The organism is Streptomyces sp. NPDC001231 (assembly GCF_042896885.1).
Taxonomy (GTDB): Bacteria; Actinomycetota; Actinomycetes; order Streptomycetales; family Streptomycetaceae; genus Streptomyces.
The window spans coordinates 70,220-92,226 of sequence record NZ_JBIAXS010000024.1 but is presented as its reverse complement, the minus strand read 5'-3'; the positions used below and the strand labels follow the sequence as shown (position 1 = coordinate 92,226).

At 73.1% G+C, this 22,007-nt stretch carries 19 protein-coding genes; 6 read left to right on the top strand and 13 right to left on the bottom strand.

The features are described 5' to 3' along the window. Nucleotides 1-13: 13 nt before the first annotated feature. Nucleotides 14-385 (top strand): GntR family transcriptional regulator, encoded by a 372-nt coding sequence (locus ACFY3J_RS26945; RefSeq protein WP_384175179.1) that lies wholly within the window; start codon nucleotides 14-16, stop codon nucleotides 383-385. Nucleotides 386-406: 21 nt separating this feature from the next. Here ACFY3J_RS26945 and ACFY3J_RS26940 read toward each other — a convergent pair whose 3' ends face one another. Together ACFY3J_RS26940 and ACFY3J_RS26935 are read right to left on the bottom strand one after the other, a co-directional pair. Next, the gene (locus tag ACFY3J_RS26940) at nucleotides 407-1,198 is read right to left on the bottom strand and encodes a DUF72 domain-containing protein (RefSeq protein ID WP_390841906.1); all 792 of its coding nucleotides are present in this window, start codon (nucleotides 1,196-1,198) and stop codon (nucleotides 407-409) included. A gap of 37 nt (nucleotides 1,199-1,235) precedes the next feature. Next, nucleotides 1,236-2,330, bottom strand: a complete 1,095-nt coding sequence (locus ACFY3J_RS26935) for a DUF5925 domain-containing protein (protein ID WP_384175183.1) — start codon at nucleotides 2,328-2,330, stop codon at nucleotides 1,236-1,238. A 143-nt stretch (nucleotides 2,331-2,473) separates the two neighbouring features. Here ACFY3J_RS26935 and ACFY3J_RS26930 point away from each other — a divergent pair, with 143 nt between their 5' ends. Next, on the top strand, nucleotides 2,474-3,892 hold the full coding sequence (locus tag ACFY3J_RS26930; RefSeq protein ID WP_390841905.1) for a xylan 1,4-beta-xylosidase: 1,419 nt from the start codon (nucleotides 2,474-2,476) through the stop codon (nucleotides 3,890-3,892). 30 nt (nucleotides 3,893-3,922) lie between these two features. Here the strand turns inward: ACFY3J_RS26930 and ACFY3J_RS26925 are convergent, their stop codons facing one another. The 6 genes from ACFY3J_RS26925 to ACFY3J_RS26900 all read right to left on the bottom strand — a co-directional run bounded on the left by ACFY3J_RS26925 (nucleotide 3,923) and on the right by ACFY3J_RS26900 (nucleotide 12,603). Beyond that, on the bottom strand, nucleotides 3,923-7,969 hold the full coding sequence (locus tag ACFY3J_RS26925; RefSeq protein ID WP_384175187.1) for a lipopolysaccharide biosynthesis protein: 4,047 nt from the start codon (nucleotides 7,967-7,969) through the stop codon (nucleotides 3,923-3,925). Continuing rightward, the gene (locus tag ACFY3J_RS26920) at nucleotides 7,962-8,777 is read right to left on the bottom strand and encodes a polysaccharide deacetylase family protein (RefSeq protein WP_384175189.1); all 816 of its coding nucleotides are present in this window, start codon (nucleotides 8,775-8,777) and stop codon (nucleotides 7,962-7,964) included. The genes ACFY3J_RS26925 and ACFY3J_RS26920 overlap by 8 nt, the downstream gene beginning before the upstream one ends. Further along, entirely contained in the window at nucleotides 8,774-9,862 is a 1,089-nt protein-coding gene (locus ACFY3J_RS26915; protein ID WP_390841903.1) for a glycosyltransferase, read from the bottom strand. The genes ACFY3J_RS26920 and ACFY3J_RS26915 overlap by 4 nt, the downstream gene beginning before the upstream one ends. Beyond that, a complete protein-coding gene (locus tag ACFY3J_RS26910; protein ID WP_384175193.1) occupies nucleotides 9,859-10,689 on the bottom strand; it encodes a glycosyltransferase family 2 protein in 831 nt (276 codons plus the stop codon). Before ACFY3J_RS26910 ends, ACFY3J_RS26915 begins: the two co-directional genes overlap by 4 nt. A 392-nt stretch (nucleotides 10,690-11,081) precedes the next feature. Further along, on the bottom strand, nucleotides 11,082-12,176 hold the full coding sequence (locus tag ACFY3J_RS26905; protein WP_384175195.1) for a GNAT family N-acetyltransferase: 1,095 nt from the start codon (nucleotides 12,174-12,176) through the stop codon (nucleotides 11,082-11,084). 1 nt (nucleotide 12,177) lies between these two features. Then, complete coding sequence (locus tag ACFY3J_RS26900) at nucleotides 12,178-12,603, bottom strand: hypothetical protein (protein WP_384175197.1); 426 nt, start codon at nucleotides 12,601-12,603, stop codon at nucleotides 12,178-12,180. A 261-nt stretch (nucleotides 12,604-12,864) separates the two neighbouring features. On the opposite strand from ACFY3J_RS26900, the gene ACFY3J_RS26895 reads away from it, so the two are divergent. Next, nucleotides 12,865-13,674, top strand: a complete 810-nt coding sequence (locus ACFY3J_RS26895; protein WP_384175199.1) for an SGNH/GDSL hydrolase family protein — start codon at nucleotides 12,865-12,867, stop codon at nucleotides 13,672-13,674. A gap of 113 nt (nucleotides 13,675-13,787) precedes the next feature. Here ACFY3J_RS26895 and ACFY3J_RS26890 read toward each other — a convergent pair whose 3' ends face one another. The 4 genes from ACFY3J_RS26890 to ACFY3J_RS26875 form a co-directional block, all read right to left on the bottom strand. Continuing rightward, complete coding sequence (locus ACFY3J_RS26890) at nucleotides 13,788-15,278, bottom strand: nickel transporter (protein WP_390841902.1); 1,491 nt, start codon at nucleotides 15,276-15,278, stop codon at nucleotides 13,788-13,790. Beyond that, nucleotides 15,275-15,481 (bottom strand): hypothetical protein, encoded by a 207-nt coding sequence (locus ACFY3J_RS26885; RefSeq protein ID WP_390841901.1) that lies wholly within the window; start codon nucleotides 15,479-15,481, stop codon nucleotides 15,275-15,277. The genes ACFY3J_RS26890 and ACFY3J_RS26885 overlap by 4 nt, the downstream gene beginning before the upstream one ends. Further along, nucleotides 15,478-17,121 (bottom strand): tetratricopeptide repeat protein, encoded by a 1,644-nt coding sequence (locus tag ACFY3J_RS26880; RefSeq protein ID WP_390841900.1) that lies wholly within the window; start codon nucleotides 17,119-17,121, stop codon nucleotides 15,478-15,480. The genes ACFY3J_RS26885 and ACFY3J_RS26880 overlap by 4 nt, the downstream gene beginning before the upstream one ends. Before the next feature lie 127 nt (nucleotides 17,122-17,248). Then, nucleotides 17,249-18,808, bottom strand: a complete 1,560-nt coding sequence (locus ACFY3J_RS26875) for a DUF4331 domain-containing protein (RefSeq protein ID WP_390841899.1) — start codon at nucleotides 18,806-18,808, stop codon at nucleotides 17,249-17,251. A gap of 208 nt (nucleotides 18,809-19,016) precedes the next feature. Between ACFY3J_RS26875 and ACFY3J_RS26870 the strand changes: the two genes are divergently transcribed. The 3 genes from ACFY3J_RS26870 to ACFY3J_RS26860 all read left to right on the top strand — a co-directional run bounded on the left by ACFY3J_RS26870 (nucleotide 19,017) and on the right by ACFY3J_RS26860 (nucleotide 20,750). After that, nucleotides 19,017-19,559 (top strand): sigma-70 family RNA polymerase sigma factor, encoded by a 543-nt coding sequence (locus ACFY3J_RS26870; protein WP_141362409.1) that lies wholly within the window; start codon nucleotides 19,017-19,019, stop codon nucleotides 19,557-19,559. Beyond that, nucleotides 19,556-20,368, top strand: coding sequence for an anti-sigma factor domain-containing protein (locus tag ACFY3J_RS26865; protein ID WP_384175207.1), 813 nt, complete (start codon nucleotides 19,556-19,558; stop codon nucleotides 20,366-20,368). The genes ACFY3J_RS26870 and ACFY3J_RS26865 overlap by 4 nt, the downstream gene beginning before the upstream one ends. Nucleotides 20,369-20,483: 115 nt before the next feature. Beyond that, a complete protein-coding gene (locus ACFY3J_RS26860) occupies nucleotides 20,484-20,750 on the top strand; it encodes a hypothetical protein (RefSeq protein WP_384175210.1) in 267 nt (88 codons plus the stop codon). Between the two features lie 43 nt (nucleotides 20,751-20,793). On the opposite strand, the gene ACFY3J_RS26855 is transcribed toward ACFY3J_RS26860, so the two are convergent. After that, nucleotides 20,794-21,990 carry a CaiB/BaiF CoA transferase family protein gene (locus ACFY3J_RS26855; protein WP_390841898.1) on the bottom strand — a complete coding sequence of 399 codons (1,197 nt, stop codon included), beginning with the start codon at nucleotides 21,988-21,990 and terminating at the stop codon, nucleotides 20,794-20,796. Nucleotides 21,991-22,007: the final 17 nt, after the last annotated feature.

The window sequence follows — 22,007 nt, the reverse complement described above, 5'->3', positions numbered from 1 at the left end:
GGACAATCACCCCGTGACCTTGAAGATCCACATCGAGGACGGCGCACCTCCCTACGAGCAGGTGCGGGCGCAGATCTCCGAGCAGGCGCGGTCGGGGGTGCTGCCGGTGGGGTACCGGCTGCCCACGGTGCGCGGGCTGGCCGAGTCGCTCGGGCTCGCGGCGAACACGGTCGCCAAGGCCTACCGGGCACTGGAGGCGGACGGCGTGATCGAGACGCGTGGGCGCAACGGCACGTTCGTCGCCGCCGCGGACTCGGCGGCGGCGCGGGAGACCGCGGCCGCCGCCCAGGCGTACGCCGAGCGGGTGCGACGGCTCGGGCTCACCGAGGACGACGCGCTCACCGCCGTGCGGGACGCCCTGCGGGCGGTCTACGGGGAGCGGTAGGGGAGCGGCGGCCCCGCGAAGTCACCGGCTCGGCGGGACCTTCTGCCGGTCACCCGTGAGCGCGGGAGTGCGGGTCACCGTCAGGCCCGCGCTCCTGGCCGCCCGTGCGAACACCACCGCGTCCTGGACCGCCGCCCCCGTCGGGTCGTTGTTGAAGTAGGCGTACACGTCCCGCGTGTCCGGCCAGGTCGTGGCGATCCGGTCGACCCAGGTCTCCAGCGACCGCCGGCCGTAGTGCGGCCAGGCCCGGGCGCGGCCCACGTGGAAGCGGACGTACCCCCAGCCGGCCGTCCGCCACAGCGGCGTGACCGGGCGGGCGTAGGCGTCGGCCCAGCACAGGGCGGCGCCCCGGGCCCGGAGGACCTCGCGCACCTCCGGAGTCCACCACGACTCGTGGCGCGGCTCGACCGCGACCCGGGTGCCGGACGGGAAGCACGCCAGGCAGGCGTCCAGCAGTCCCGGATCCGCGCGCAGGGTCGGCGGGAGCTGGAGCAGCACCGGGCCCAGCCGGTCGCCGAGGCCCGCCGCGTGCGCCATCAGGCGGTGCACCGGCTCCCCGGGGTCCTTCAGCCGCTTGATGTGGGTGAGGTACCGGCTCGCCTTCACCGCGACCACGAAGTCCGCCGGGACCCGCTCCCGCCAGGCCTCGAAGGTCTCCCGGGCGGGCAGCCGGTAGAAGGCGTTGTTGACCTCCAGGGTGGCGAAGGCCGCGGCGTACTCCTCCAGCCACAGCCGTGTGGGGCACCCCTGCGGGTACAGCACGCCCCGCCAGTCCTTGTACTGCCAGCCCGACGTCCCGACGAACAGGGTCATACGCCCATCAAAGCACCGGTGCCCGCACGGGGGCCCGTCACAGGTACAGACCCGCGTCGGCCCCCTCGCGCGGCTCCGGCAGCGCCGTCGGCGACGTGCCCCGCCGCAGCGCGTACAGCTCGGCGAGGGTCGCCCCGTCGCGGCCCACCCCTTCCTCGGTGCCCAGCCAGTTCACCGCCTCCCGGCGGGTCAGCCGGCCCACCTCGATGCGGGCCAGGCACCGGCCCGGACGCACCACGGCCGGGTGCAGGCGCTCGAGGTCCTCGTTGGTCGTCACCCCGACCAGCACGTTGCGCCCCTGGCCGAGCAGTCCGTCGGTGAGGTTCAGCAGCCGCGACAGCGCCTGGCCCGCGGTGTGCTTGGCCTCGCCGCGGATCAGCTCGTCGCAGTCCTCCAGCAGGAGCAGCCGCCAGCGCCCCTTGCCCGCCGTGTCCTCCTCGCCGATGGCGATGTCCATGAGGTAGCCGACGTCGCTGAACAGCCGCTCCGGGTCCAGCACGCAGTCCACCTGGCACCAGTCGCGCCAGGACCGGGCCAGGGTCCGCAGCGCCGAGGTCTTGCCCGTGCCCGGCGGGCCGTGCAGCAGGAGCAGCCGGCCCGCGATGTCCTCGGGGGTCGTCTTCATCAGCCGGTCCATGGCGTCCGCGACCGGGGCGGTGTAGTTCGGCCGGAGCTCGTCCCAGGTGCCCGCCGAGATCTGCCGGGTGGTGCGGTGCGGGCCGCGGCGGGGCGAGACGTACCAGAAGCCCATCGTCACGTTCTCCGGCTGCGGCTCCGGCTCGTCCGCGGCGCCGTCCGTCGCCTGCTCCAGCACCTTCGCGGCCAGCTCGGCGCTGGTCGCGGTGACCGTGACGTCGGCTCCCCGGTTCCACCGGGAGATCAGCAGCGTCCAGCCCTCGCCCTCGGCGAGGGTCGCGCTGCGGTCGTCGTCGCGGGCCGCGCGCAGCACCCGGGCGTCCTTGGGCAGCAGGGTGGCGCCGGGGCGCACGCGGTCGATGTTCGCCGCGTGCGAGTACGGCTGCTCGCCCGTCGCGAAGCGGCCGAGGAACAGCGCGTCGACGACGTCGGACGGCGAGTCGGAGTCGTCGACGGTGAGCCGGATCGGCAGAGCGTCGTGCGGGTTCGCGGGCATGCCGCCATGATCTGTCACGCGGGCGCCGCGCGCACCCGGTTTCCCCCGCGCGTCCCGTGCCGGCGCCCGGACGGAGCCCGTCGCGGGCCGAGCCTGCCGGAACCCTGTCCCGCGGATGATTTCCGCCCTTACTGTTGTCCTTGATGAGACGTCATGGGGGGAATCCGGAGGCGGGGCGGTGGCGGCTCACCGCGCTGCTCGGCGTGGGAGTGACGGCGGTGGCCCTGCTCGTGGCCCTGCTCAGCACGCTGCCCGGCGGCGCGAGCACCGAGGGCACCACACGCGACGGCGGCAAGGTGCACGGGACACCGGCGACTCCGCGGAACGCGGACGAGCCGGACGTCGGCTGGGGCTTCACCCACACCCAGTTCAGCGCCGACGAGGGCAGCGCGGCCGCGACCGGCCGGGCCGAGGCGCTGCTGTCGAAGGACGGCGGCCTGCCGCAGAACCAGGCGATCATGGGCTGGGGCGCAGACAACCCCGAGCCGGTCAAGGGGCGTTACGACTTCGAGGCGCTGGACCGGCGGATCGACTTCGTCCGTGCCTCGGGCGGCACTCCGGTGATCACGCTGTGTTGTGCGCCCGACTGGATGAAGGGCGGCCGGGCCGGCGTGGACAACACTGACTGGAGCCAGGACGCCCTGGAGACCGCGCCGACCCGCGACCACTACAAGGACTACGCCGCACTCGCCGCGACCGTCGCCGAACGCTATCCGGACGTGCGCCACTTCATCGTCTGGAACGAGTTCAAGGGCTTCTGGAACAACGCCGAGGGCCGCTGGGACTACGAGGGCTACACCGAGCTCTACAACCTGGTTCACAAGGCGCTCAAGCAGGTCGACCCCAAGATCATGGTGGGGGGACCGTACCTGGTCATGGACAGCGTCGACCCGCGGCAGAAGCTGGACGCCTCCACCGTCCTGCGCGGCCCCTGGGGAGCCTTGGACCAGCGGGTCCTGGACGCCTTCGCCTACTGGAACCAGCACAAGGCGGGCGCCGACTTCGTCGTCGTGGACGGCTCCAGCTACACCAAGGACGACGACCTATTGCCCGACGAGTTCCGCGCCACCGACAAGCTGACGGACGTCGGCCGGTGGGTGCGGTCGCAGACGGGCGGCCTGCCGCTGTGGTGGGCCGAGTACTACGTCGAGCCCGCCGACCGCAACGACGACCGCAAGGACTGGTCCGAACAGCACCGCGTCGCCGTCCAGGCCGCCGGCCTGATCGCCATGGCCAAGGGCGGCGCCTCCACCGGCTTCTACTGGAACCCGGAGAACCGCACGGGCGACTGCCCCGGCTGCCTGTGGACCCCGACCGACTCCTCCGGCGGCGGCCGGGCGCTTCCCATGTACGACCTGGTCTCCCGGTTCAACCGGGCGTTCCCGCCGGGGACCGGGTACCGGACGGTGTCCGTCGCCCCGGACGACGTGCCCAACGTGCGCGTGCTGGCCGACGACCGGACGGTCCTGGTGGTCAACACCCTGAACCGCACGATCAGCGCGCGGATCGACGGCAGGCGCTTCGACATGAAGGCGTACGAGGTGAAGTGGCTCCAGCGGTAACCCGCCGGAGCCGCTCCACCCGCCGTCCGCTCAGCCGCCTCCCATGGTCAGGAACCGCTGCACCAGCGAGGCGAACAGCACCGCCAGCAGCGGCAGCGAGAACCAGAAGCTGCCCTGGAGCCACCGCAGCCGGCGCACACTGGGCCGCATCGCGACCCGGACGACCTCCCGCGCCGTCAGCAGCACGGTCAGCGCCAGCGCCGCGACTCCGCCGACCACCGACCACGGCGTCCACGTCACCCTCGGCCCGATCGGCCCCGGATTCGGCTCGGGCACGGGACCGGAGGGCTGCTCGCGCAGCTCGTACAGGGTCACGTCGTCGTTGCCGAGGACCTTCCTCAGCTCCCGCCGGTCGTCGAGGTGGCGCACCAGCCGCGACTCCCAGGTGGCCGAGTAGCCCACGTCCATCCGCAGATACGTCACCTGACTGCGGTTGATCATCAGGTACGCGTTCGGACCCGCGTCCTTGAGCGACTTGACCAGGCCGGAGACCAGCACCGGGTCGGCCGGTGCCAGGGTGGGCACGTAGTCGACGCGCTCCATGTCCCGCGCTCCCCACGGCATGGCCGGAGTGACGTTGGTGGCCGGGTCGTTGCTCAGCCACAGCAGCCGTACCGTCGGCCTGTCGTGGGCGTACACATAGTCCATGGCCGCGACCTCGCCGGGCCGGATCCGCTCGAAGGTCTCGTTGCCCCACCGGGCGACCAGGAAGCCGCCCATGAGCAGCAGGCCCGCCATCAGCGCGGCCAGCGGCGCCAGGCTCACCCGGTCCTTGTCCCGTTCCCCCACGGTGGCGCCGGTGCGCGGGAAGAGCGCGAGCGCGGCGAGCAGGGCGGCCCCGGGCAGGGCGAACATGAAGACCCGCAGCGCCATCTCGCCGCCGTAGGACTGCATGCCGAAGCCGAGGAACGGCACGAAGGTGAGCACCAGCAGCGACCGCTCGCGGTACTTGTGCTCGCGCCGCCGCCACCAGCCCCAGCAGGCGAAGGCCATCACGGAGCCGGCCAGCAGCACGCGCGCGTACAGCACGAGTTGGTGGGTCGAGTCGCCGCCCTGGATCCGGCCCGAGACGGACGTCGAGACGTTGCTGCCGACGCCGCCGACCCCGCCGAACAGCTCGTCGAAGTGCCCGGACCAGTACGGCTCGGCCATGAAGCCCAGCCAGAACGCCGCCAGCACCGCGAACAGCACGGGCAGGCCGCGCAGTTCGGATCTGCGGACCAGGACCAGCACGGCCAGCACGCCCAGCATCACGAACGGGGTGAGCTGGTGCGCCGGGACGCTGGCGGCGAACAGGCCGATCACCACCAGGAGCAGCACCGCCCGCTGCCGCCGGTCGGCCGGCTCCACCTCCGCCTCGCCCGGCCGGGCCTTGGTCCACAGCATCCGCGGCGCCCGGAACCAGACGAGGAGGATCGCCACGAAGGCCAGGTACAGCAGATAGGTGAAGCCCTGTGGGGAGAAGTAGTCCTGGCCCACCCAGCCGCTGAGCACGAAGATCCACACGCCGGTCCACCTGGCCCGCCAGCTCGCCCGCAGCGAACGGGTCAGCAGGAACATGGGGGGCAGGTAGAGCAGTTGGACGGTCAACGGCCACCAGCGGATGACCTCGGTGAAGTCGCTCAGACCGCACGCGCGGGCGACGAAGGCGGCCACCGCGAAGAACCCGGGCCAGCTCCACCGCGCGTCCAGGTCCGGCACGGCCGATCCGGTGCGGTCGATGAAGTCGATGAAGCCGAGGTGCTGCCAGGCGGTGGCGAAGCGCGGCTCGCTCTCGATCACCGCGGGCAGCGCGTGCAGGGAGACGACGGTGGCGACCAGGGTGACCAGCAGCAGCACTCGGTGTTCGCGGCGCAGCCACAGCAGCGCGGCGAACACCCCGATCAGCAGCGCGGCGCCGGCCAGGGTCGGCAGCGGCAGCACCGAGACGAGGCCGAGGCCGCCCATCCGGTCCAGGTCGGCGTCGTCCAGGCGCAGCGCGGGCACCCAGTACAGCAGCAGTGCCGCGGTCAGCAGACAACCGAGCAGGACGCCGGCCCGGGTGGGCGCGAGACGCTCCCGCCAGGACGGTTCGGGCCCGCTCCGGGCGAGAGGGTCCTCCTCCGCCGCGGCCTCCCGCGGCGAGGTCCCCACCTTCGGCACGACGACCCGGGCCCCGGCCGCGAAGTCCGCCTCCGGTACGACGGCCCGCTCGCCGGGGGTGTACGGACCGCCGGGTACGACGGCTCGCTCTCCGGTGGAGTAGGGGCCGTCCGTCACTGCGGCTCGCTCTCCGGTGGTGTTGGGACCGCCGGGTACTGCGGCTTGCTCTCCGGTGGTGTTGGGACCGCCGGGTACGACGGCTCGCTCTCCGGCGGAGTAGGGGCCGTCCGGTACGACGGCTCGGTCCTCCGGTTCGAACGGGGCGTCCACCTCCCGCCCGGCCGGTCCCGGCGAGGACGGCGAGACCGGCTTCAGCTCCTCCACCGGCAGCCCCAGCGCCTCGGGACCGTGCGGCCCGGCCGGCGGCCGGTCGGGGTCCATCGCGGCGGTGCCGGCGGGCGGGGTGCCCGGTCCGGGCCGTACGTCCGGCCGACGCTCCACGTGGTCGAAGTCGACGTGGATGCCCAGGGCGAGGGTGTCGGACTCCACGGCCCAGGCGGGCCGCCGGTGCGGTGCGGTCCCGGCGGGGACCTCGCGCGCCCCCAGGTCGGCGAGGTCCCCGTCGGGTGCGGCGTCGTCGGGGACGTCGGCGGCGGACACGGCCCTGACGGTCCGGTACAGCCTCGGCGCGGCGATCGCGACGATCACGGCGAGACTGGAGATCTCCGCGACACCGGCGCCGGTCAGCCCCATCCGGGGGAGCAGCAGCAGCGTCAGACCCAGCACCAGCGCGCACAACAGGCCCTGGAGCCAAGCCAGTCCGGCAGTACGGCTCTGGGCGCGCAGCACCGCGAAGTACGTCTCCATCACGACCCGCAGCAGGGCGCCGACGGCGAACCAGCGCAGCAGCGGGGTGGCCGCGTGCGCGTAGCCCTCGCCGAAGACGTGCAGGATGTACGGGGCCAGCAGGAACAGCAGCCCGCAGATGGGCAGCATGATGCGGGCCATCCGCTTCAGCGCCGCGCGGGTGTTGGCGGCCAGCCGGGCCGGGTCGTGCGACCCCTCGACGGTCAGTGAGGCACCCATGTTGATGGCCAGCAGGTTGACCGTGCCGCCGATGGTGGTCGTGATGTAGAAGTACGCGTTGTCCGCGGAGCTGACCTGCGCGGCGATGATCACCGGCACCAGGTAGACGACCGCGAGGGAGAACAGCGAGCCGGTGTAGTCACCCGCCAGGAACCGCCCGAGTTCCTTCGCCGTCGGCGGCCTGGCGTGGTCCTCGGTCGCGAGTACGTGCCGGGGCACCAGGCGCCGGAACACCAGCCAGCCCAGCGGAACGATGGAGAAGGCGATCGCCGCGACCCAGGAGACGAAGACGCCGGTCGTCGGGATCGCGACGGCGAGCCCCACCAGCAGGGCCAGCTTCACCGCCGAGAACACGGTGTTGCCCACCGGGACCCAGGGCGCGCTGCGCAGCCCGGTCAGCACCCCGTCCTGGAGGGTGAGCAGGTTCCACGCCATGACGGCGACGACGAAGCCGAGGCCGTGGGCGAGCCCGTGCAGGAAGCGGTACGAAGGCCCCCACACGTCGAGGGTGAGCAGGAACAACCCGGCCGCGCACGCCACGATCAGCGAACTGCCCACGTACGTACGGGCGATGAGCCGTCCGGTGGCGCGGCCGGAGATCGGGATGAAGCGGGCCAGGGCCCCGGTGAGCGTGACCGCGGTCAGCCCGGCGAGGAGCTTCATGGCGGCGATGGCGGCCGAGCCCTGGCCGACCGCGTCGTCGGAGTAGTAGCGGGCCGCGACCAGCCAGTAGCCGAGGCCCAGCACCGCGGAGATCCCGGTGTTGAGCATCAGTGCGTAGGCGTTGCGGAACAGCGGATTGCCGCCGGGGGACCGGCCCCGTCCGGGCAGCCGCAGACGGCGCCCCGGCTGCTCGGGCGCCTCGGGCCCGGTGGCCGATGCCTCGGTGGTGGTGGTCGTGTCAGACACGGGTACGGATGGCCTTCCGGCGGACCTGTCGGGCTCTGCGGACCATGGCGTAGCCCTTGGTGAGGGCGCGGTCCCTGGCGAAGTTCCGGGTGATCGCGCGGCCCTGGACGATCCGCTCGAACTCCTCGGTGGTCGTGCTGCGGCGCACCGTGAGCCGGTGCAGCGCGTACGGGCCCTGCCGTCGGCGGGCCATGGCGTTGCCGACGGCGAGGGCCTGGGCGAAGCCCGCCGCCCGCACCAGAGCCCGCACCCGGCGGCTGGAGTAGCCGTAGGGGTAGGCGAACGAGGCGGGCACGGTGCCCAGTTCACCGGCGACGATCTGCTTGCAGCGGATCAGTTCCGACCACAGGGTGTCGTCGTCGAGCTGGTCGAGCTGCGGGTGGGTGTGGCTGTGCCCGCCGATCTCGACCCCGCCGGCCGCGAGCTCGCGCACCTGGTCCCAGTCGAGCATGGTGTCCAGGCCCCCGCCGGTGTCGTGGGCGCCGCGGATCCAGCCCGTGGAGACGAACAGCGTGGCGGGGAAGCCGTAGTGGTCCAACGTCGGCAGGGCGTAGCGGTGCACGCCCTCGTAGCCGTCGTCGAAGGTGATCAGGACGGGGTTCGCGGGCAGCGGCGGCAGGCCCGTGCCCCGCCAGTGCCCGGCCAGCCGCGCCGTGGTGACCGGCTGGAAGCCCCGGTCCTTGAGCACGGCCATCTGCTCCGCGAACGCCTCGGGCGTCACGGACAGTTCCCGGGTGGCCTCGTTGGGCTCCGGCGCGACCGCGTGGTACATGAGCACCGGCACGGGTGCGCTGGTACGGCCGTTCATGTGGTGCGTCCCCCCTCGTCCTGCCCGGTCCCCCCGGTCTTCGGGGCCTGCCCGGTCCTTCCGTCCCGCGGGGCGTGCGCGATCCCGGCCACCGATGACACCGATGACACCGAGACCACCGAGAACGCCGTGCCGCCCCGCCGGGCCCTGGCACTGCCGACGGCGTAGCCGCCCGCGGCCGTCAGCACCCCGGCGACGATCGCGCCGGCCCGGCCCGCGCCGCCCGGCCGGGCCAGCAGCGCGTCCCGCAGCCCGCGGGCCACCCCCGCGGGCAGCACCCGGGTGGTGTACCGGCGCTCGGACTCGAGGCCCTTCTGCGCGCCGACGCTCCGCGCGACCAGCGCCTTCGACAGGCCCTCCGCGTAGACCCGGGTGCGGAAGTAGCGGAAGTGCTCGCGCGCCTCGGGCACCCGGTGGTGGATGACCGCCCGGTCGTCGATCAGGAGGACCGCGTCCGGCCGGGCCCGGGTGAGCCGGATGCACAGCTCCGTCTCCTCGCAGCCCAGCGGACGCTTGTCGCCGTCGCGGCCGATGCCGGTCGCGAAGCCGCCCGCCGCGTCGAACGCCGTGCGCCGGAAGGAGGCGTTGCCGCCGAGCACGTTGCGCACCCGGACCCGGCCGGGCGGCAGCCCCTTGTACGTGCAGCCCACCACCCAGTCGAACTCCTCCGGGAACCAGGCCGGCCGGCGGCCCGACGCCCAGACCGGGACCGTCCGGCCGCCGACGGCCATGACCCGCGGGTCCGCGTACCCCTCGGCGAAGTGCCGCAGCCAGTCCCGCTCGGCCACGGCGTCGTCGTCGAGGAAGGCGACGATCTCGCCGCGGGAGGCGGCGATGCCCGTGTTGCGGCCGGCGGACAGGCCGCGCGGGCCCGCGTTGGCGAGCACCCGCACCTCGCCGCCGTTCCCGTACTCCTTGTACTCCTTGGCCAGCCTCTCCAGCAGCGCCGCGTTGTGGTCCACCACCAGGAGGGTCTCCAGGGCCGGCCGGGACTGCGCCCGCACCGAGGAGACCGCCGCGAGGATGTCCTCCCAGCGGTCCTCGGTGTAGACGCAGATCACGACGGAGATGCCGAGACTGCTCAAGACGCCTCTCCCCGTACCGCGTCGAGCATCGGTGACCGGCGGGCCTGGCGGCCCTGGCGGCGCAGTTCTCGCCGGTTGGAGCGCTCCTTGAGGATCACCTTCAGCACCCGCAGCCCGTCCCGTACGGCGCGCAGATTGCTGGCGCCGTGGATGCGCAGGTACTCGTGGCTGGGGATCTCCTGCACCTTCAGTCCGGCCTTGACCACTCTGATGTTCATCAGCGTCTCGACCTCGAAGCCGGTGCAGTCCAGCTCGATCTTGTCCAGGCAGTGCCGCCAGAACGCGTTGTACCCGTAGCACAGGTCGGTGTAGCGGGCGCCGAACTTGCGGTTGACCACGGCGCACAGGGCCCGGTTGCCGAGCTTGCGGATGAAGGTCATGTCGTCGGTGCCGCCGCCGTTGGCGAACCGGGAGCCCTTGGCGAAGTCCGCGCCCGAGACCAGGGCCGAGACGTACGAGACGATCTCGCCGCCGTCGGCCGAGCCGTCCGCGTCGACCATCACGATGATGTCGCCGGTGCACTCCTCGAAACCGGTGATCAGGGCATCCCCCTTGCCCTTGCCGCGCTGGCCGACGACCTTCACCTTGGGCCACAGTTCCCGGGCCACTTCGACGGTGTCGTCGGTGGAATTGCCGTCCACGAGGACTACTTCGTGAATCCAGTCCGGAAGTGTCTTGAAGACGTAGGGCAGATTCTCGGCCTCGTTCATGGCGGGAATCACCACGCTCACCGGCGGTGTGATGGCCAAGTGCGAGGAAATGGGCCGGTATTCCGCGGCGAGCGTCGGATCCTGTTCCGACGAAGGCGAGTGCAGAACGGAGCTCATGAGTCGTGTTCCCTCTCGTCCGGCGGACCGCCCGCCCCTCGGGCGGCCCGGCTGTGTATCCGGTTCGAAAGGGGGGTTGATCACCCGGGGCGCGCCGGAACGGCTGTCCGAACACACCGGGTGAGCTGGCAAAGCTGTCCGGCCTGCCGGAAGAACGGCAGCCGGTCGCGCGGCACGGCTCGGTCACACCTGCGGTCACCGAGCACGGCACCCCCCTACCGCGCTCCGCGCCGGAACGTCTCGGCCCCGAGCCCTCCCCTTGAGCCGCTTGCCGACGGACCGATGCGGGTGAGATGTACGACGGTATTGATGATTGAACCAGTATGGCAAGACCTGGAACGAGGCCTCACGTTTTTGTTGGTTTTGCCGTAACGCAACCCTGTACGTACTGTTCAGCGCCTGGAACGGATTTGTCCCATGCGTTTGAGGATCCTGTCCGCGGGCTCGAACAGTTCCGGCCGCGACAGCACCGCGTTGCGCAGCGCCCGGACCGGGGCGCGGCGCGCCCGATGCCCGACCGCCACCGGGTGACGTCGTGTCACCCACCCTTCGCACACGCTGAGTTCGCGCGTCTTCAGGGAGTCCTTGTACTCCTTCTGACCCCGGCCGAGGTCCAGGTACGCGATGCCGTCGGCGGCGGCCGCCTCGGCCATGCGCAGATGCAGGATCAGCCCCGGGGAGAACTTCGCGTACGCCGGGTCGTAGGCCGGGAACCAGCAGGCCAGCACCCGTTCGGAGCGCAGCCCGAAGTGGGCTGCGACCGGCCGGCCGTCCGCGTACAGCACCGACAGGATCCCCGCGAAGGAGTCGGAACGGGTGTGGAACAGCTGTGTCACCAGGCGGGTGATCCACTCGTGCGCGAAGCGGTCGCTGCGCCCGGTCCGCCGGTACTGGGCGGACTTCCAGGCCATCAGCCTGCGCAGCGCGGCGGGGTCGCGCTCGTCGTGGACGTATCGCACCGGGCCCGCGTCACGGCCCAGCCTGCGGTCCTTGGCGAGCGTGGTCCGGGTGAACTTGGGCGACCGGGCGCGCAGTTCGCGCACATACGTGTCGTAGCCCTGGTCGACGTCCATGACCGGGGACGGGAAGCTGCCGGAGGCTCCCGCCTCGAACGGCTCCTGGCCCGCCACCAGGTGGTCGAACTCCCAGACGGCCAGTGAGCAGGCCCGCAGCAGCTCACGGGCGTCCCAGGTGAAGCCGGGCCGGTGCACCAGGCCCTGGCAGTCGGAGACGCCGAGCCCGACGGCCCGGCCGACGCCGGTGGCCGATCTCTGGAACGGGAAGAACGCGACGGGCTCGCCGTCCTCGCGGACCACCGCGATCCGCACCCCGCGTCTGCACCGGCCCACCGCGAGCGTGAACTCGGCGGACAGGAAGGGGTTCGCCAGTTCCTCCGCACCGTGCAGATGAGCCTTGGACTGCATCGCGGTCCACGCCGCCCGGTCGGCGGCGCTCAGCTCGCCGGGGCGGTACACGCTGATGTCCACGTCAGGAGCCCTGTCTTCTCGCCGTGCGGCCGCGCTGCCGCCGCACCAGAACCAGCAGGAGAACGAGGGAGCTGAACGCGGTGACGGCCAGCAGTCCGCCGCTGACGGACCATCGGTGCACGGCCAGCATCCCCTGGGCCACCAGCATGTCGAGGACGACCGCGCCCGCCACCGAGACGAGGGCGCGGCCGAAAGGATCCAGCCCGCGCAGCGCGGCGGCGATGGCCGCGGCCGGCGCCGCGAGCAGGAAGAACAGCGTCAACGGGCCACGCAGAGGGGAGTTGGAGCCGGTGAGCGCGAGCAGCGCACCGATCCCCCCGATTGCCGTCGCGGCGCCCGCGAGCAGCGGTGACAGGTCCCTCCCCGGCCCTGGCCGCGCCCGCTGTGTGCCCGCTGTTGAAGCTGTCTTGATGCGTATGGTCTGCATTGGCGACTTTGCCCCCCGAAGCGCCGGATGCCGGGCTTCAATGTCGCGCAGCCCGCGGCGCCCGTCAAGATGCGGAAGCCGCCCGTACGGGTTCTCGCCTGCTTGCGTCCCCCTTTCGAGTGGCCGGTTCCCGACCTCCCAAGCCTCTTGTGCCACAACGGATTTCGTTGCTTGCTGAAAAGTTTTGACATGGACACTTCCCTGTCAACACGCGTAGCTGCTACCACGGTTACGGCAGAGATCCTGCTAAAGGGAGGTTCCATGAGACGAAGTTCCCGAATTTCCGCCTATATCGGTTCCCTCCTCCTGGCCATCGGCCTCGCCCTGAGCGGGGCGACGACGGCGCAGGCGGCCCAACTGGCAGCGAACGGCCCGTATGTGGCCCTCGGCGACTCCTACTCCTCCGGGGTGGGCGCCGGCAGCTACATCAGCTCCAGCGGCAGCTGCAACCGCAGCACGAACGCGTACCCCTACCTGTGGAACGCCGCCAACTCCCCGTCGTCGTTCTCCTTCACCGCCTGCTCGGGTGCCAGGACCGACGACGTACTGGCCAACCAGCTCGGCCCGCTCAACTCCGCCACCGCCCTCGTCTCGATCACCGCCGGCGGCAACGACGCCGGTTTCTCCGACGTCATGACGACCTGTGTGCTCCAGTCCGACAACGACTGCATCTCGCGCATCAACACCGCCAGGGCGTACATCGACTCGACGCTGCCCGGCAAGCTGAACAACCTCTACTCGACGATCCGCAGCAAGGCTCCCAACGCGCGCGTGGTCGTCATCGGCTACCCCCGCTTCTACCTGCTCGGACAGCTCTGCCTGGGCCTCAGCGAGGCCAAGCGCTCCGCCATCAACGGCGCCGCCGACTACATCGACGCCGCCACCGCCAAGATCGCCGCCAACCACGGCTTCGTCTTCGGCGACGTCCGCTCCACCTTCACCGGCCACGAGATCTGCTCCGGCAGCTCCTGGCTGCACAGCGTCAACTGGCTGAGCGTCGGCGAGTCCTACCACCCGACGGCGGCCGGCCACTCCGGTGGCTACCTCCCGGTGCTCACCAAGGCGGCCTGACCCACCGTCACCACCAGGCCCTCTTCGCGCCCGAAGCGGAGACCCCGCACGCCGGGGTCTCCGCCGCGCCGGCCCGCCCCCGGGCCGAGACTCCGGGACCCCTCGGCCATCGCTCAGCCCAGCGCCGCTGCCGCCCCCTTGAGCATCAGCCCGGCCCCCAGGGCGACGACCACGCACGCCGACCCGAGCGGCGCGGTCCTGCGCACCAGGGCCGCCGCCGGGCCCGCGGTCCAGCGGGGGCGCCCGTCCAGCAGCCGGTGCACGCCGCTGCCCAGCTTCACCACGGCGATCCCGGCCGCGGTGAGGGTCAGGGCCAGTCCGACGCCGTACGCCACCACGAGCAGCAGCCCGAACCAGGCCTGCCCCAGCGCCGCCGCGCCCACCAGGACCACCACGGCGGACGGACTGGGCACGAGCCCGCCGGCGAATCCCAGGAACAGGGTGCCGCGGAGGGTGGGGGCCGCGAGGTGGGTGTGGGTGTGGCCGCCGTGGGTGTGTTCCAGGCCGTGGGAGTGATCATGATCGTGGCTGTGCGCATCCCCGTGCCCGTGGCTGTGACCGTGCCCGTGGTCGCGGTTGCGCCAGGCGCGGCGCACGAGGCCGGCGCCCGCCAGGGTGACCAGGACGCCGCCGGCGACTCCCAGCCAGGCGATCACCGAGGGCGCGGCCGAGGAGCCGGCCGCGACCAGCAGCCCGAGGGCGATCACGCCGAGCGTGTGGGTGACGGTCACCGAGGCGGCCAGCGGCAGGACGTCCCTCGGGCGGGCCCGGCCGCCGCGCGCCGCCGCCATCGCCGCCATGACGGTCTTGCCGTGGCCCGGGGCCAGGGCGTGCAGGGCGCCGAGCCCGACGGCGACGACCAGGGCGAGGGCGGCGAAGCCGAGGGTGAGTTCGTGCCGGGCGACCAGGTGGTCCAGGGCCCGCGTCCAGCGGTCGGCGCCGCGGGGCAGCACGGAGGCGGCGGGCGCGTCGCGCCGCTCGTCGGCGAGCGCGGGGCCGCCCGGCCGCACCCGCAGGGACGCGGCGGAGGTGTCGGCGGGGGAGGACAGCAACCGCGCCGGATAGCTGGTCAGTTCGCGGGACACGGAGGTCCTCGGCACATCGGACGCGGTGAGCGTCATCCGGTCGCCGCGCGCCGTGATCTCCCGCCAGCCGGGCCCGGAGGACGCCTCCGCGCCGCGGAAGCCGACGGCGGCGGTGGCTCTCTCGGGCAGCGGCGCGCTCAGCCCGCACTCCACCCGCAGGGTGTCGAGGCCCGCCTGGCCGGGGCGCACGCGCGCGTGGCTGCCGTGCGCGGTGAGCGCGACCGTGCGTCCGTCGACCGTGACGGAGCTGTCCCGCGCGGCCTGCTCGCACCGCTGCCGGGCCCACGCGGCCAGGCCGATCCGCTCGATGTCCGGCTTGGCCTGGGTCGCCGGGATCTCGGCGAGGTCCTCGACGTGGTCCACGCGGAGCGCGCCGGGGGAGGCGACCAGTCCGTCGTAGCGGTTGACGGTGAAGTTCCCGAGCGGATGCGCGCTCGCGGCGCCGGCCGGGACGAGGACGAGCACGCAGGCCGCGGCGAGGGCCGCGGCGATGGCGTGGAGTGGGTGGAGGTGCTTCACCGGGTTGCCTCCGGGGACTTCAGGGTCGTGCGTGCCGTGCGGGCGGCGAGGGGGGAGAGGCCGGGGTTCGGTTTCAGTGCGGCCTTGGGGTAGCCGGTGGCCGTGGCCTGCCGGCCGTGGGGGAGTGCTTCCCGGGTGCGGCCGTTCCTGTGCGGCGCCCTGGCGGCGGCGGCGATGGCGTGGAGTGGGTGGAGGTGCTTCACCGGGTTGCCTCCGGGGACTTCAGGGTCGTGCGTGCCGTGCGGGCGGCGAGGGGGGAGAAGCCGGGGTTCAGTTTCAGTGCGGCGGTGAGGTGGGTGCGGGCGGCGGCGGTGTGGCCGGTGGCGTGCTCGATCATGCCGCGGTGGTAGAGGAACGCGGCGTTGCGGTAGCCGGTGGCCGTGGCCTGCCGGGCATAGGGGAGGGCCTCCCGGGCGCGGCCGTTCCTGAGCAGCGCCCAGGCGAGGGCGTCCGCGGTGTGCACGGTGTGCCGGCGGGCCCACTCGGCGCGGGCCGCGCGCAGCGCCGCCCCGGCGTCACCGTGGTCGGCGGCGGCGAGCGCTGTGTCGAGGTCGGCGTTGACGCCGCCCGCGCGGGCGAGCGCGATCCAGGCGTCGACCAGGGCGTACTGGTTCCCCGCCTTCGCCCGGTCACCGGCGGCGCCGCGGGCCTCGTACAGCTCCCCGAGCGCGACGAGCGGTCCGGGCAGCGGGTAGCGGGAGACGACGTCCTCCAGGTCCCTGACGGCGGCGGCGAGGTCACCGCTCGCCGCCCGGGCGCGGGCGCGGCCCTCCAGAGCGGGCAGGTAGCCGTCGTCAGCGGCGAGGGCCCGCGCGCAGTGGCCGAGGGCGGCCTTGTAGTCGCCCTGGTTCCAGGCGAGTTGGCCGAGCTGCGTGGCGACGTAGGCGATGTCGCCGCGGGAGGTGGCGGCGGCGAGCGCCTGCTCGAGGACACGGCGGGCGGTGGTGACGTCGCCGCGCAGTTCGCGCACGTAGGCGTAGCGCGTGAAGACCGGCACGCCCGGGCGCCGGGCGTCGGCGGTGTCGGCGGCCTCGGACGCCTCGTCGTACCGGCCGAGTTCGACGAGGGCGTCGATCCGGGAGGACAGGGCGCGCTCGCTGTAGGGGTTCTGGTCCAGGGCCTGGTCCGCGTGGGTCAGCGCGCCGGCGAAGTCGTGCCGGGCGGCGGCGAGCGCGGCCCGGCCGGCGAGGGCCAGGTCGTTTCCGGGCGCCAGCTTCAGCGACCGCGCCAGCGCCCTCTCGGCCTGCGGGTACCGCGAGGGATCGCCCTTGGTCCGCGCCTCCTCGACATGGGCGAGCCCGAGGGCGGCCCAGCCGGCGTGGTCCTTCGGCCGCGCCCGCAGACGCGCCTGAAGCGACGTGATGTCGGTGCCCGGACTTCCCCCGGCGAGCAGCTCCGGAGCCACGGCCCCGCCCGCGAGGCCGGTCGCCTCATGGCCGTCGCGCCCCGCCCCCACGGCCAGGGCACCCCCGGTCATGACCATGGCCAGCAGCACCACGAACCCGGCGAGCGGCCCCCGCCGCCGACGGCGCACCGTCGCGCCGTCGCGCCCGTCCGCGACGGCTCGGTCGCCACCCTCGCGGGACACCGGCGGCCGCACCCCCAGGGCACTGCCCTTCGCCTCGCGCTCCCCGGGGGCGGTGGGGGTACCGTCCGGCGGGCCTTCGGCCTCGCGCTCCGCCGGTTCCGTGGGGGTGTCGTCGTGCGGGTGTTCGCGGTGGTGTTCCCTCGGTGGGCCGGCCGGGCCGTGGTCGGGCTCGGCGGGCCGGTTCTCCGCGGGCGTCGCGGGACCGGTGGCGTGGGGTCCGCGGTCAGGTGGGGTGGGGTCGTCGCGCCGGGCCATGCCCTCTCCTTGGTCGCCTGGGTGTTCGGGCCGAACCGCCGGTACGGCCGTGGTCGCGTGGGGTGGCGCGGCCCGCGTCGTGGGGGATGTGTGGAACGCGGGCCGCGCCGGCCGGTGGGGGCGTGCGTCAGTACGGGCGCTGCGAGCGGCGGCGCCACCAGGACAGGCCCGTGCCGATCAGCAGGACCCCGGCCGCTCCCGCGGCCGCCGAACCGGCCATCAGCATCGTGTCCCCGGAGGCGCCCGCCGGCCGCAACGCGTCGCCCAGCCCGCTGCGCACGTCGGCGCTCGTGCTCTCGGCGACCCGCCCGCGCGAACCGGACGTCGGCTCGGCCACGTACGGGAACGAGCCCTCGAACTTCCTGTCGTTCGCGTCGACCGCGTCGCCCAGGTCGTTCTTGGCGCCGAGCAGCGCGCCCTCCATCACCTGGAGCGCCGCGTCGATCACGTCGTCGGTGAGCCTGCGGCCGTTCGGGAAGCCCGCGTTGTCGCCGTCGAGGACGCCCAGCCGCTTCGGATGCGGGCTCGGCTCGATCGAGGTGTTCAGCCGCAGCTGCTCCGACGGCCGCACGTACGGCGGCTGGTTGAGGTCCTTCACGCCCTTGAGGAACACCTCCACGAGATCGTCGCGCGGCTCGGCGGGCGCCTTGATCTTGTAGATCTGCTCGACGAGCTTCGGCAGTTCGGGATGGGTGACGTTCCGGAGGAACTGCGCGTCGCCGTGGGGCGAGGAGGCGTTGAACCGGTCCTTGTCCTTCTGCGGGTTGACGACCTCGTTGACGAGCGGGTTGCCCAGACGCGAGACCTGTGTGAAGCCGCCACGGGCGTTCCTGCGCTGCGTGGTCGACCAGATGCCCACGACGGGCTGCCCGGCCGACTCGCGGATCAGGTCGTTCGGCACCTGGAGGGCGATCGTGTTGACGTTGTAGCCCTTGAGCGTGTCGTTGCCGACCTCGGAGAGGTCCCCGCCGTACAGCAGGTCGAAGACGCGGAGGTCCGCGAAGAACGGGTCGTCGGCCTGCCCGGCGAACGTCGCCGCACCGCTCGCCGTCCGGTGGACGGCCTGCTTCCGCAGCGCGCCGTAGTCCGGCATCGACGCCTTGCCGACGTTCGACGGCGCCACCGGCACACCGTCCGCGAGCCGCGTCGTGGACACCTGCCGCTCGTGGCGCAGCCTGATCAGATCGACGTCGTACGTCTGGGTCACGTTCAGGTTCGGGTCGTCCAGGCTGTGCACCGGACCCGTGTTGTAGAGGAACGTGTGCTTGTCCTTGACGTGCGTCCTGAACGTGTACCGGAAGACCAGGTCGCTCCGCGCGTCACCGTCGTTGTCGATGTGCAGGTCGTACTGGGCGTCGTCCGCGAACGTGTAGAAGTTCGGACCCCCGGCCGGCTCCTCGAACGGTATCCAGTTCGCCACGACGGTCGTGGTGTCGGGCTTGTCCGGGCTGACGAACGCGTACAGGTCCGTGTTGTCGTACTGCGGGGCGCCCGAGACGAGCGGCGCCTCCCGGTGACTGGAGGCGGCGGCCCGCCCGGGTTCGAGCACGGCCGTGCCGGCGGCCGCGAGCCCCCCGGCGGCCAGCGCGCCGCAGACGAGGGAGGCGAGGCCTCTGCGTCCCTCCCCGGGAGCCGAACGCCCGGGGGTGCCCCCACCGCGCTTGGAGAGACTGGAGAAAGGTGTCATGCCGATCCGTCCTCAGTGCCGACTTGCCTGTCGTACGGGGATTCGGAGACGGGGCCGGGACGGATCGGTCCGCCGGCGAATTTCTTTTCCCACCGCTCGACCCGCGTTTTCGGCCCGCGGATCCGTACCTCATCCGAAGGGCGCGCACGCTGCGCGCCCCGCGTGCGTGAGGACGGGCCCACGGCGGCCGGCGGAGAGGGGGCGGCGGGTGGAGGCGGACGAGCTTCTGGTGCTCGTGGCGGGGGGCGACCACAAGGCGTTCGAGGAGCTGTACGGGCTGGTGTCCGGACCCATCTACGGGCTGGTGCGGCGCGTGGTGCGCGACCCGGCCCAGTCCGAGGAGGTCGCCCAGGAGGTGCTGCTCGAACTGTGGCGCTCCGCCCCGAGGTTCGACCCCGGGCGGGGCAGCGCCCTGTCCTGGGTGCTCACCCTCGCCCACCGCCGCGCCGTCGACCGGGTGCGCAGCGTCCGCGCCGCCGGCGAGCGGGAGCGGCGCGAGGCGGTGCGCGCCGCCTCGCCCGCCTTCGACCACGTCGCCGAGGAGGTCGAGGCCGGCCTGGAACGCGAGTGGGTACGGCGCTGCCTGGACCGCCTCACCGCGCTGCAACGCCAGTCGGTCACCCTCGCCTACTACGACGGTTACACCTACCGTGAAGTGGCCGAGCGGCTGTCCCTGCCGCTGGGCACGGTCAAGACGCGGATGCGCGACGGGCTCATCCGGCTGCGCGAGTGCCTGGGATGTGCCGCATGAGCCTGCTCGACCGCCTGCTGCGCCGCGAGGACCCGCACTCCCTCGCCGCGCCCTACGCCCTCCACGCCCTGGAGCCCGCCGAACGGGTCCGCTTCGACAAGCACCTGCGGAACTGCTCGGCATGCGCCGCCCAGGTGCGTGCCCTGTCCGAGGACGCGGTGCGTCTGGCCTGGTCCGCCGCCACCCCGGCGCCCGCCGCGCTGCGCGGGCGGGTGCTGGCAGCGATACGCGACACCCCTCAGGATCCCGCTCCGGCACGTGAGCACACGCCCCAACTGCCCCCGCACGTCTGGGGCACCCGGCCGCCGCCCGCGCGCACCCGTGCGCCCCGGCCGCGCCCCCTGTTCGTGCCGTTCGCCACCGTGACCGCCGCCGCGGCCCTCGTGGTCGCCGCGCTCTTCGCCGTGCAGGCGAACCGGACCCAGGACGAGCTGGCGGCCCAGCGGGACCGGGCACGTGAGATCGCCCACGTTCTCGCCGCCCCGGACACCCGGGCCGCCACCAGCCGGGACGCGGAGGGCCGCAGTATCGGAGTGATCGCTTCCGCTTCACGGGAGCGGGCCGTGGTGACCCTGGGCGGGTACGCGGATCCGCCCAGTGGCCGGGTGCGCCAGCTGTGGCTCATGCGCCCCGGCGCACCGCCGCGTTCCCTCGGCCTGTTCGAGGGTGAAGCGCCCTTGGTCGTCTCGGGTCTCACCCGGTCGGCGACATCACTCGCCGTGACCGTCGAACCCGACGGGGGGTCACCCGGCCCCACTACACGGCCAATTGTTCAACTCACCTTGAAAGCGGTCGGATTCGGAGAGTAATCGTCAACACCCCTCCAGGGAAGGTGAATCCTGCCACCGCGATACACGAGTGCCCCAACGGGGCGATAGGGTTACTCTGCCCGGGCCGGGTGGACTCGTACGGGTGGGGAGTGACATGGAGCAGATAACAGTGCGCAGCAGGGCCAGGGTCCCTGCGATCACCTGCGGGAGCAGCGCGACCAGCTCGCGTCTCGACCGCCATCTGTCGGTGCTGGGCGGCCCCGCCGTGCCGCAGCGGGAGACGGTCGAGGCGACGTCGCTGATGCGCGAGCTGACCGCACGTGGCCCGCACGACCGCACGGGCAGGCGAGCCAGGGTCCACCGTGTGTCGCTGTTCGCGCCGCTGCGCAGGCTGCGCCGCTCGCTGTTCGGCGCGCGCTGAGTCCCGACCTGCGTCTCCCAAGGCCCGTTCACCCGACCCGCGCTCAGGCCACCACGCCGTCCCGGCGCAGCGCCGCGATCTCGCCGTCCGTCATTCCCACGGCACGCAGCAGCGCCCCGGTGTGCTGTCCGAGCGCGGGAACATCCCCCATGCACGGCCCGGTCCCGCCCGGCAGCGTGATCGGCGGCAGCAGCGCCCTGAGCGGGCCGGCCGGCGTACCCACCTCCCGCCACCGCTCCCGGGCAGCGAGCTGCGGATGCTCCGCGAGCTCGTGCACGTCCCTCAGTCGTGCGCAGGCGATACCCGCGCCCTCCAGCCGGGCCAGCGCCTCGTCGGTGTCCAGCGCGCCGAGCGCCCTGCCGACCAGTTCGTCGGTGCGTTCCCGGTGCGCGACCCGTGCCGCGTTCGTCGCGAACATCGGATCGTCCCCCGACTCCGGCTGCCGCAGCACGTGTTCGGCGAGCCGGCGCCACTCCCGGTCGTTCTGCACCGACAGCAGCACCCGCCCGCCGTCCGCGGTCGGAAAGGCGTCGTAGGGGGCGATGACGGCGTGCGCGAGGCCGGTGCGCGCCGGGGCGGTCCCGCCGTGCATCGCGTGGTGCAGCGGATGCCCCAGCCACTCGGCGAGCGCCTCCAGCATCGACACCTCCACCGGACCGCCGCGCCCCGTCGTGCCACGCCGCACCAGCGCGGCCAGCACGCCCGAGAAGGCGTACATGGCCGCCGCGATGTCCGCCGCCGGGATCCCCGCCTTCACCGGCTGCTCCGGCGTGCCGGTCACGGAGACCAGCCCCGCCTCGCACTGCACGAGCATGTCGTAGGCCCGCTTGTGCGCGTACGGACCGCCCGACCCGTAGCCCGAGATGTCGACGGCGATCAGCCGCGGGTGCCCCGCGCACAGCGTCGCCGCGTCCAGACCGAGCCGGGCCGCCGCGCCCTGGGCGAGGTTCTGCACGAACACGTCCGCGCGGGTGATCAGCCGCCGTACGACGTCCAGGCCCCGCGGGTCCTTCAGGTCCAGCGCCACGGACTCCTTGCCCCGGTTGCACCACACGAAGTGCGAGGCGAGTCCGCCCGCCGCGGTGTCGTACCCCCGCGCGAAGTCACCTCCGTCCACCCGCTCGACCTTGATGACCCGAGCCCCGAGGTCGGCGAGCTGCCGGGTGGCGAACGGTGCCGACACGGCCTGCTCGACAGCGACGACGGTGATGCCCTCCAGGGGCGGGGGAAGCCGGTCCATGACCGGGATCATGTCCC